This is a genomic window from Enterococcus sp. AMC1623 (genome assembly GCF_058216495.1).
Window position 1 is genome coordinate 20,867 of record NZ_JBZACX010000003.1, and the last position, 7,104, is coordinate 27,970.

Sequence of the window (7,104 nt, forward strand, 5' to 3'; positions counted from 1 at the left end):
GCTCCTAACTATTCAAAACCTTTTTCATCTCGCCAATCGTACACATTTCAACCTGACAATCATATTTACTTAAAAATGCAATTAAAGCTGTTCTGATTGTTCTTGTCTTATCGCGTAACACTTGATAGGACAATTCCAAACTGTCGTAAGTTTCCTTTGAAATTGGTTCAGAATTAATTACAAAATGTTGTTTCTTTGAAGTTTCCATGTTACTTGCTAAATTTCTATAATGATAATAGTAACTAGCCTTTAGTTGTAATAAAGCTTCATTATGCCCTGGCATTTTTCGATAATTTTCTACTGTTTTACCCCAAGCTTCTACAAAATCATCAATTTCTACTGGTACGTTCTTAGAAGTGATCTGTGGCTCGTATAAAACGTTTTGAGATAGAAAGACACCAAAATCTTCGTTTAACCCTTCTTGTTCTGATACTGGCAACGTGTCAACGTTTAAGCCGTCAACTTTTAGCATGCTCACAAGGCTAAATTGCTTTTTTTCTGGCTGATAAACGACGAAAAAATCTTTAAATACGCCTTGAAATCTTGAGTTATCTTCCCAATAAATCATTTCTTTCATCGTATCGCTTTTTTTATTACCGTTACTTTTGGAACTTGTTTTTAGAAAATCAAACAATTATATCACCTCTCTTTTAAACTCGTTCTTTCGGCTTTTTATAATAGACTTTTTGCCTTTTTGAAAAGTCTTTTCTTTGCTTCATAAAATCAGATATAGAAATGTTCGGGCGATCTGTTATTGGTTTAATCGTATAAAACGCCCAAACACCACCAAATGACACTAAGCCAACAATGACATATAAAATCAAAGGAAATACGGCAGTGCTACGAAAAATAAGAATTGTCAATAATACGCTTATTAATGCCGTTCCGATTGCTTTTGCTGATTGTTTCAAATCTAGCCCTAGAATAACTGTGTATCTATCAGATACATTGGAAGGGAAAAACCAAGTCCGACCTTTTTCAGTATCTGCATTTAACAAATCTAGTAAGGCTTGTTTCACTTGATCACTGTTCATAACTAACTCCCTTCTCTATTAAGCAAGTAGTCCGTATGCCCAAGGTACTAACCAAACCAATGCCCCACCTAATGCTGTTACAAGCAAAGCTGTTCCTAATGCTTTATACATGGTATTTTTTTCTTGTGGGTCATCAATAGACGGCAAGTATTTAATAACAATCTTCGCACAAGCAATCCCACCAACTACAACAATTAAGGCTGTTAAAACACCTTTTATAGTGTTACCCGCTTGAACTAATTTCGCTTGTGGATCAGTGGCTGCAAACACTGGATCAGTAATAAACAATGTACCCAACGCAACAACCGCACTTCCAAGCTTAAACTTTGTATCTTTGATAAATTTTTTCATTTTATACACCTCTTGTTTTTATTTTATCGCAAAGGAATATTCCTTTGTAATGATTGATTTTTTTTTGCTTTTGTTTGCTTAATCAATTTGTCTAGGTTTCGTTTTTTCTGTAGTTGGTTACCACTCAACAAACGATTAATTGACTTCGCAAATTGGAACATTTTTACAGTCACTTCATTTTTTTCTGGTACGTCCTTATCCAATTCTTGGGATTGATCTTTATTGGTATTTTCAATTTCTTTACTTAATTCTATCTTATCAGAATCAGGTAAATAAGCATTGCGATTAACAACCTTTTTCAGATTTTGTTTTGCTAATGGGCTTAGTTCATCAATATGTTTCATGCTATCTTGAACAAAAAATACACCTTGACAATCATTAGGAATTTTCACCGTCTGAATGTTAGTTAAGAAGCCTTTTGATTGTTCCAACATGGAATTAATTTCCTCACTGCTGAATCTAGCAACTCCTTCGACTTTAGAAAAATCAGTTGTTTTGTAATAGTCAGCTTTTGCAAGTAACATTTCGCCTTCTATGACTGAATCTATTGAAACATTTTTATCAAATTTTCTTTCAACTTCTGATTGAACATATTCTATTAATCCTTGTTTTATTCCTATTAGTTTTTCTTTTTTAATTGATAAAATTTCTTTTCTTTCAGGGTTATTTTCTTTCGTTATACTATCTTCAACTTGTTTAATTTTTGAATCAAGATAACGGCTAGTTTGAAATGGTTTTTCTTTAAAAATCTTTTTACTTTCTTCTCTTTCTACTACTCTTTCATTGTAAATGACCTCTGCTAACTGATCTTTATTCAATAACTGTTTTCTAAATATGGTTTCATTAACCATTGCTCTAACTTCGTGATTTGAAAATTTGTCAATATTCAAACTTGGATAAGATTTTTTGAAGAATCTTTCTGCTTGTTTATCTAAAATTTCATTTGCCTTTGTAAGCATATCTCGTTCACTACTAATTTTACTTAACATCAAACGTTGTTTTTGAATTTCCATTTTATTATTAAAGATAAGTGAATTTTCCCACCTCTTTAATTCACTAATTCTTTTGTCAATATTTTCATCATTGACAAATATTTTTAATTCATGCGAAAGGTTTTTCAATTCCTTTTTCTCTAAAAGTGAAAATGTTTTTTCAAATTTTAAAGTAAAGTTTTGGTCTTGTTTTAAGACATTCTCTTGATTTTCAAGTTTATCAAGTTCGGCTAAAACGTCATTGAAATTTTGTATTTCTAAATTTTTTCTTTTTAACTCACTTATAACTCCTTTATCTTCTAATTTTTTTGAGTAAAAACCTTCATGGATCGTTGGTAGTTCTTTTTTACCAAGTTCCGCATGAGATTTTTCTGTAATTTGTTGATCGATATTTCTGTCTTTTAAATATTGATTGACTTTGTCTGCCCAATCTTTACGAATTTCAGAAACAAGAGATTTTCTATCCCAATCATTAGTTTTTATTGAAACTGTTACTCTTTGTCCTTTTTCGTTAAAAATCTGATTGCCATTTTCATCTAGTTTAGGTATTCTTTTTCTTTTATTTAGAATATTACCTTCACTATCAACTTCTCTCATTGTTAGCATAATATGAGCATGAGGATTGTTTTCATCATCTCTATGAATAGCTACGTCTGCAATCATTCCTTCACTGACAAAGTTATCTTTTACAAAATCTTCAATCAACATTCTTTGGTCTGAGTTATTTAATTCAATTGGCAATGCTACATTTAATTCTCGACAAAGTTGAGCGTTTGGACTTTTTTCTGCTAATTCCATTTTATTCCATAATGTCTGTCTATCTAAAAACTCATTAGGTACATAATCAGGTTTTAAAATAAAAGCTTCTGGTTTAACAGTTCTATGGTTGTATAGATTAGTTTTTTCGTATAGTTCACTATACAATTTTTCACCACTTCGATAAGAAGCCATTGCGATTAAACTTCTTTTTCCGCCTTCTCTTTTTGCTATTGTCATAGATAAATGGAAGATTGCCAATTGTATAACCTCTCTTTCTTTTCAAACATGAGCGTAGCGAATTTTAACAAACACGCTTGACGATAAAACTAAACGAAAGTTAAGTTTTATAGCATATTACCCACAAAAGTAAGTTAGTGGGTATAAGTGCGCCCTTAGTAAATCATCTAAGGGAATCCTTAATAAATTAATTTTACCACTTATCATTATAAAAGTAAATATGTTTAACCTGACATTTCCATTTATATTTATTGATTTTAGAAAAATAATATAATATGATAGAGTTACACAATATATTAGGAGGCGTATTTCATGGAAAATCAAGATCAAAATATTAATGCAATTAATGGTAATTTTAATTCTAAAACGAAGCAAAAAAAAAGAAAGAAGAAAACTGTTTCTGATATTGAACTTCAAATTAAAGAATTACAAAAGAAAAAAGAAGAATTAATTCTAAAGTCTAAAGCAGATATTGGTGACTTTGTTCTTTCTACCCTTTCAAAAAATAATATTTCTATTGAATCAATTGAAGAAAACAAAGAATTATTCTATGACGAATTAGAAACTTTATTAAATGCGAATAGTCAAAATTTTTCTGAATTACTTAAATAGTTATGGCAAATAATGATTTAAATGACATCAACAAAAGAATAGAAAAACTAAAAATTCAAAAAAATATTTTGCGAGCGAATAGCGAGCAAAATATTAACAGAAAAAGAAGAACAAAGCGTCTAATTGAAAAAGGTGCTTTGTTAGAAAAGTATTTTGAAATTGACTATTTAACTGTAGAAGAAACGGAAGAATTTTTAAAAATTTTTTCTGAGTATATAAAGGCAAACAAGCCAATAAAATTTAAAAAAAAGGAAGATTAGTTATAGATAATCTTCCTTTTTTTAGAGATTATTCATTCATAAATTTATCAACACTAACTATCATTTCAAGCTCTATTAACCTTTTTTCTGCTTTCTCTAAATAACCATATCTTAATAAAATATAAGATGTGTGACGTTAAGTCAAGTTTTTAGAGTAACAAACGTAGAATTTTAATCTATTTATTTTAAGCACTTACCTTTTCAAATTGATTAGGTGTTTGTTATGAGAATGAGGGAAATGATAAGATTAATTATATGGCGGGTTATAGCGTCTTGGATGACGCTAAAGCTAGAAATTTAGGACTTGATATCTTAGAAGTCAAAGAATCGGAGTATGCAGTAGTTCCAGTTAAGGGATCAGTCCCTGATTCTATTCATCAGGCATGGAAATATCTGCTTGAAGAATTTTTCCCAGAAAATGGTTACAAACATTCAGGTTTACCAGATTTTGAAGTATATACCGAAAATGATATTCATGATCCCAATTATGAAATGGAGCTTTGGGTACCAATTAGTAAACAATAAAAATGTAGATTATTAAAATTCTTAAGAAAGATTTCTTAGGGATTTTTTGGTATTCGAATAGTCTGTGCTATAATTATGGTAATTTGACGAAAGGAGGTAATATTATGAAAATAAACAACACTGGAGGTTTGCTTTTAGTTTAACCTCTTAAGGAGAAAAAAATGAAAGCCTATATTGATCAAAATCAAGAAAGATGGAACAATGTTTCAAGGAAAAAAGGAAATCCCTATACGGTTCCATTGACAAGTGAAGAGTATAAAGAAGCAATAGAAAATGAATTAAGTGTAGGGTTAACTGTTGGTAAGACAGTTCCTACTGAGTGGTTTGAAAAAGCTAAAGGAAAAAAATTGCTAGGATTGGCCTGTGGAGGCGGGCAACAAGGACCAATTTTTGCAGGAAAAGGCTACGAAACTACAATAATGGATTTTTCTGAAGAACAATTGACGAAAGATAGATTAGTAGCTGAACGAGAAAATATTCAAATTGATACTGTTCATGCAGATATGACGAAACTTTTTCCTTTTGAGGATGAAAGTTTTGATATCATTTTTTGTCCTGTATCGAATGCGTACATTTCTGACTTAGAAAACATGTGGAAAGAGTCATATAGAGTTCTAAAAAAGGGCGGACTATTGATGGTTGGTTATATGAACCCATGGATCTATATGTATGACGGAGATGAGGTTTGGGATCAACCTGAGAAGGAATTATTATTAAAATATAGCCTTCCTTTCAACTCAAGACTTTTAGAAGAAAAAGGTCAACTAATAATTGATCCAGAATATGGATATGAATTCAGCCATACTTTGGAAGAACAAATTCAAGGTCAATTGAGAAATGGATTTGCTATGATTGACTTTTACGAATCAAAAGATAGTAGAAATCGTTTAAGTCAGTTTGGCTCAGACTATATAGCTAATCTATCTGTTAAATTATAGGAGAATAGGCTGGAAAATAGTAAAGTTGAAGAATATTGGAAAAGGTTTAAGTCTGAAATTAATGTTGATAGTGGACTAATGTCAAATTCCTTTTCCAAAGTTTCAATTATTCTTATTTTATAAAACATAATGTTTTCTTCCTTTCTGATAAACTTACAAGCCTTAATTGGCTTGTAAGTATTTTTTTTCTTCTTTATCTTCCTTCACATTTTGACTTCCATACATTCCCCTTATTGTGTCCATATCATAATTTTTTCGACTACGTTTTTTATAATCGCTTGGTGCTTTATACCATGCGTATTTTTTTGGTGAATAACGAAATTCTAGGGCTTTTATGTCGTCCTTATAAGGTTTTGTGTTTCCTGTTAACCATATAAAAGTTCCCACGATTTCAATTGATACACCGTCCATTTTCAGATTGAAAAGTTGATTTATAATGTCCTTAAATTGTTCAGGCGTTTCAGTCGTTTCTTTTGTATAGGTTTCGCCGTCTTTGTTCTTGTGAGTGTTTTTAAGTTTGCTAAACAGTTCGTCATATTCATTGTTCAAAATTTTCATTTCTTCTTCATTCCCGCCACAATCGGGGTGTAACTTCAAAGCTAACTTTTTGTAGGCTTTTTTCAATTCTTCCAATGTTTCAACGTTTTTAATGTATTTCATTTTTATCATTCCTTTTCTTTTACATTTCTTTAATTTTCAAATTTTTTATTTCCCACTCAAACCATTCGCTAAAATCTTGTTTAAAGCCGTTAATAGAATATTGCTCTTGTTCTTCTGCTTCTTTATCGTTATGAGGGTCTAAGTAGGTCGGTTTATCTTTTGGTCTTGCGTATACACCTATCCATGTTTTAAAATCGCCCTCAAAACTGCTATCTATGATAAAGCCTTGCTCTTTTAGCTCTTCTCTTACTTGAGCTTTTAGATATTGCTGTTCTTGTGTTCCATAAAACCCATTTTCTGTAAAATCTTCTAATTGTAATTTTTTTGTTTTTTCCATTTTCTTTTCCTCTTTTCTTTTTTTGATTTTTAGTTTTTTGACAACCATTTTTGTTAGGCGTTTGAGGAAGTGAAGCTGTTTTCCTCATGTTTTAAAAGCTAGAAATAAATTACAGTGTACGCTCCTTTCTTTTTTCGTTTTGTTGGTTCATTTTCGCCAGTGTGTTCGTGTCGTTTGCTGTGACGAGTACGCAACATAGACACAAAGAAAACACAAGGGCGAGCTTGCTCGTTTATATACCCTTGTGTTTTCGACTGGATATGGTAAGGTAACAAACAGTAAATGACACGTTACAGACTGCAAAATGTACCAACTGAAAAAAGAAAGAATACCGTTGTGTGCTTTATTTCTCGATCAGCTTTTAAAACATGAGGAAATGTTTTTATAAAAAAAGAGTAG

At 30.9% G+C, this 7,104-nt stretch carries 9 protein-coding genes and 1 pseudogene; 4 read left to right on the top strand and 6 right to left on the bottom strand.

All coding sequences use genetic code 11. The annotated features are described in order from the left end of the window. Window positions 1-4: 4 nt before the first annotated feature. The 4 genes from AC4BC7_RS17405 to mobQ are packed head-to-tail and all read right to left on the bottom strand — an operon-like array spanning window position 5 to window position 3,394. Window positions 5-634: a hypothetical protein gene (locus AC4BC7_RS17405; RefSeq protein WP_174090558.1), complete on the bottom strand. Its 630-nt coding sequence runs from the start codon at window positions 632-634 to the stop codon at window positions 5-7. Between the two features lie 16 nt (window positions 635-650). Beyond that, window positions 651-1,034 carry a glycosyltransferase gene (locus tag AC4BC7_RS17410; RefSeq protein WP_101143884.1) on the bottom strand — a complete coding sequence of 128 codons (384 nt, stop codon included), beginning with the start codon at window positions 1,032-1,034 and terminating at the stop codon, window positions 651-653. Window positions 1,035-1,052: 18 nt separating this feature from the next. Continuing rightward, complete coding sequence (locus AC4BC7_RS17415; protein ID WP_000713503.1) at window positions 1,053-1,385, bottom strand: CagC family type IV secretion system protein; 333 nt, start codon at window positions 1,383-1,385, stop codon at window positions 1,053-1,055. 23 nt (window positions 1,386-1,408) lie between these two features. After that, window positions 1,409-3,394, bottom strand: a complete 1,986-nt coding sequence (gene mobQ / locus AC4BC7_RS17420) for a MobQ family relaxase (protein WP_490504517.1) — start codon at window positions 3,392-3,394, stop codon at window positions 1,409-1,411. A 291-nt stretch (window positions 3,395-3,685) separates the two neighbouring features. Here mobQ and AC4BC7_RS17425 point away from each other — a divergent pair, with 291 nt between their 5' ends. The 4 genes and pseudogenes from AC4BC7_RS17425 (at window position 3,686) to AC4BC7_RS17440 (ending at window position 5,708) form a co-directional block, all read left to right on the top strand. After that, the gene (locus tag AC4BC7_RS17425) at window positions 3,686-3,985 is read left to right on the top strand and encodes a hypothetical protein (RefSeq protein ID WP_129235159.1); all 300 of its coding nucleotides are present in this window, start codon (window positions 3,686-3,688) and stop codon (window positions 3,983-3,985) included. 2 nt (window positions 3,986-3,987) lie between these two features. After that, complete coding sequence (locus AC4BC7_RS17430; protein WP_200771044.1) at window positions 3,988-4,245, top strand: hypothetical protein; 258 nt, start codon at window positions 3,988-3,990, stop codon at window positions 4,243-4,245. Between the two features lie 210 nt (window positions 4,246-4,455). Beyond that, window positions 4,456-4,770 (top strand): annotated as a pseudogene (locus AC4BC7_RS17435) (GyrI-like domain-containing protein); the annotation flags it as partial. 161 nt (window positions 4,771-4,931) lie between these two features. Beyond that, window positions 4,932-5,708: a class I SAM-dependent methyltransferase gene (locus tag AC4BC7_RS17440; protein WP_490504518.1), complete on the top strand. Its 777-nt coding sequence runs from the start codon at window positions 4,932-4,934 to the stop codon at window positions 5,706-5,708. 162 nt (window positions 5,709-5,870) lie between these two features. On the opposite strand, the gene AC4BC7_RS17445 is transcribed toward AC4BC7_RS17440, so the two are convergent. Then, window positions 5,871-6,368, bottom strand: a complete 498-nt coding sequence (locus AC4BC7_RS17445; RefSeq protein WP_490504519.1) for a DnaJ domain-containing protein — start codon at window positions 6,366-6,368, stop codon at window positions 5,871-5,873. A gap of 19 nt (window positions 6,369-6,387) precedes the next feature. After that, window positions 6,388-6,705, bottom strand: coding sequence for a hypothetical protein (locus tag AC4BC7_RS17450; RefSeq protein WP_490504520.1), 318 nt, complete (start codon window positions 6,703-6,705; stop codon window positions 6,388-6,390). Window positions 6,706-7,104 lie beyond the last annotated feature (399 nt).

Excerpts from the sequence above, each read along its gene's own strand:
- AC4BC7_RS17430 (WP_200771044.1), top strand. The coding sequence starts at position 3,988 with ATGGCAAATAATGATTTAAATGACATCAACAAAAGAATAGAAAAACTA.
- AC4BC7_RS17410 (WP_101143884.1), bottom strand. The coding sequence starts at position 1,034 with ATGAACAGTGATCAAGTGAAACAAGCCTTACTAGATTTGTTAAATGCA.
- AC4BC7_RS17425 (WP_129235159.1), top strand. The coding sequence starts at position 3,686 with ATGGAAAATCAAGATCAAAATATTAATGCAATTAATGGTAATTTTAAT.
- AC4BC7_RS17415 (WP_000713503.1), bottom strand. The coding sequence starts at position 1,385 with ATGAAAAAATTTATCAAAGATACAAAGTTTAAGCTTGGAAGTGCGGTT.
- AC4BC7_RS17450 (WP_490504520.1), bottom strand. The coding sequence starts at position 6,705 with ATGGAAAAAACAAAAAAATTACAATTAGAAGATTTTACAGAAAATGGG.
- AC4BC7_RS17440 (WP_490504518.1), top strand. The coding sequence starts at position 4,932 with ATGAAAGCCTATATTGATCAAAATCAAGAAAGATGGAACAATGTTTCA.
- AC4BC7_RS17445 (WP_490504519.1), bottom strand. The coding sequence starts at position 6,368 with ATGAAATACATTAAAAACGTTGAAACATTGGAAGAATTGAAAAAAGCC.